This window comes from Pontibacterium sp. (assembly GCF_041587635.1).
In the GTDB taxonomy this organism is placed as follows: Bacteria; Pseudomonadota; Gammaproteobacteria; order Pseudomonadales; family Balneatricaceae; genus Pontibacterium.
On the sequence record NZ_JBFGYC010000591.1, the window covers coordinates 1 to 2,408 of the forward strand.

Consider the following 2,408-nt stretch of genomic DNA (forward strand, 5'->3'; position numbering starts at 1 on the left):
CTCAATCAGCAGTCATATGGATTGGTATCCCGGCGCCTCATTGATGAAGCTTCTGGAAACCGTGCGTGTCGCGACGGATAAAGATCTACAGCATTTCCGTTTCCCCGTGCAGTATGTGAATCGTCCCGATCTGGATTTTCGCGGGTACTGTGGCACGGTAGCCAGTGGGAAGGTCTCTATCAGTGATGAGTTGGTTGTGTTGCCTTCCGGCAAGCGAAGTAGGGTTAAAAGTATTGTCACCTATGATGGTGACCTGCAGGAGGCATCTCCGGGGCAGGCTGTCACTATTACGCTAGACGATGAGATCGATATTTCACGTGGTGATCTGCTGGTTAAGCCGGGCGATATTGCGGCTGTTGGCAATCAATTCTCTGCAGACCTTGTATGGATGTCTGAGGAACCGCTGGATGTCGGCCGTGAGTACCATATTAAATTCGCTACAAAAATGACCAGTGGTGTTGTTTCCGAGATCAACTTTGAAACCGATGTGAATACCCTGGAGCAGATTCAGTCTTCTCGACTAGAGCTTAACTCTATTGGTAACTGTGTCGTTAAGCTCAACGAAAATATAGCCCTGGACAGTTACAACGATTTTCCTAAGACGGGTGCGTTTGTAGTGATTGATCGTCTCACGAACGGCACGGTCGCTGCTGGTATGATTCGTTCATTCAAGGCCGCTATTCGCTCGGAAGAGGGGCAAGACAGCAGTCGTTATAACGCCTTTGAACGTGACCTTAATGCTCTGGTTCGTAAGCATTATCCGGAGTGGGGCTGTAAAGCTATATGAGTGAAGTTGTGAATAAGCGTCACTTTGATGCCTTTAATGGGGATGCTGACGGTATTTGTGCTCTTATCCAGTTGCGTCGTGCAGAACCCAAAGAGAGCATTTTGGTCACGGGTGTAAAGCGCGATATCAATCTGTTGAAGCGCATAGACTCAAGGGCCGGTGAAACGGTCACTGCGCTGGATATTGCATTCGAAAAGAACAACGCCGATGCCGCTCGAATTTTGGAATCCGGCGCGTCGATCTTCTATGTGGATCATCACAATCCGGGTGACATCCCAGAGCATCATGCGCTGGAAACTCATATCAATACAGCGCCGGATATCTGTACTTCTCTGATCGTTGATCGGTTGTTGGGTGGTCAATACAGGGCATGGGCCATCACGGCTGCGTTTGGTGACAATCTGACCGACGTCGCTCGGGGCTTGGCGCAACAATCGGGTTTTTCTGCGGAAGAAACTGAGCTGATGCAGAAGCTTGGCGTATGTATCAATTACAACGGTTATGGTTCTAGCTTAGAAGATCTGTTTTACCATCCGGCAGAGCTTTATCAGCTGATGGATGCCTTCGATACGCCATTCGATTTTGTTGATGCGCTACCTGAGGTATTTGAGACCTTAGCCAACGGCTATGACAGTGATATGGCATGTGCATCTGCGTTAGCGCCCATTCGTAAAACAAATACAGCCGCAACCTTTATGCTTCCCGATGAGCAGTGGGCGCGACGTGTAAGTGGTGTGTACGGGAATGATCTTGCTAATCGGTCTCCAAAGCGGGCGCATGCCGTCATTACTGAAAAGGCTGATGGTACCTATCAGGTGAGCGTGCGTGCGCCGCTGACAAATAAAGCGGGTGCGGATGAGTTGGTTAAGCAGTTTCCAACGGGCGGTGGCCGAAAAGGTGCTGCGGGTATTAATGTATTACCTAAAGATCAGTTGAATGCTTTTATTGATGCCTTTGAGGCTCAGTATTCCTAATACGGTCTTTAGGGCAGGCGTGAGCCTGCAGGTAGCCTGAAGACTACCCTACAGGCCCATGGTGGATCTGAGTTTGTGGGGCAGGCTTGAGCCTGCTGGCAGCCTAATCACCTTCGATGACGACGAGACTACCCTACAGACCTATGGTGGATTTGAGTTTGTAGGGCAGGCTTCAGTCTGCCACAGCCGATAGGCTGTTTTACGTAGGTTGTTTGGGTTTTACGGGTACGGGCAGTCATGAGCCTGCTGGTAGCCTAATCACCTCCGATGACGACGAGGCAACCCTACATGACCTGTCGTGGATTTGGGTTTGTAGGGCAGGCTTCAGTCTGCCACAGCCGATAGGCTGTTTTCTGTAGGTTGTTTGGGTTTTACGGGTACGGGCAGGCATGAGCCTGCTGGTAGCCTAATCACCTCCGATGACGACGAGACTGCCCTACATGACCTGTGGTGGATCTGAGTTTGTAGGGCAGGCTTCAGTCTGCCACAGCCGATAGGCTGTTTTATGCAGGGTGTTTTGGTTTTGTGGGTATGGGCAAGTATGAGCCTGCTGGTAGCCTAATCACCTTCGATGACGACGAGACTACCCTAAAGACCTGTGGTGGATCTGAGTTTGTGGGGCAGGCTTGAGCCTGCTGGCAGCCTAA

1 protein-coding gene and 1 pseudogene are annotated in these 2,408 nt (G+C 50.5%); both read left to right on the top strand.

All coding sequences use genetic code 11. The features are described 5' to 3' along the window. A pseudogene (locus tag ABYW01_RS19495) lies at window positions 1–787 on the top strand (sulfate adenylyltransferase subunit CysN); the annotation flags it as partial. Continuing rightward, window positions 784–1,761: a DHH family phosphoesterase gene (locus ABYW01_RS19500; RefSeq protein ID WP_372836029.1), complete on the top strand. Its 978-nt coding sequence runs from the start codon at window positions 784–786 to the stop codon at window positions 1,759–1,761. The pseudogene ABYW01_RS19495 and the gene ABYW01_RS19500, both read left to right, overlap by 4 nt. Window positions 1,762–2,408: the final 647 nt, after the last annotated feature.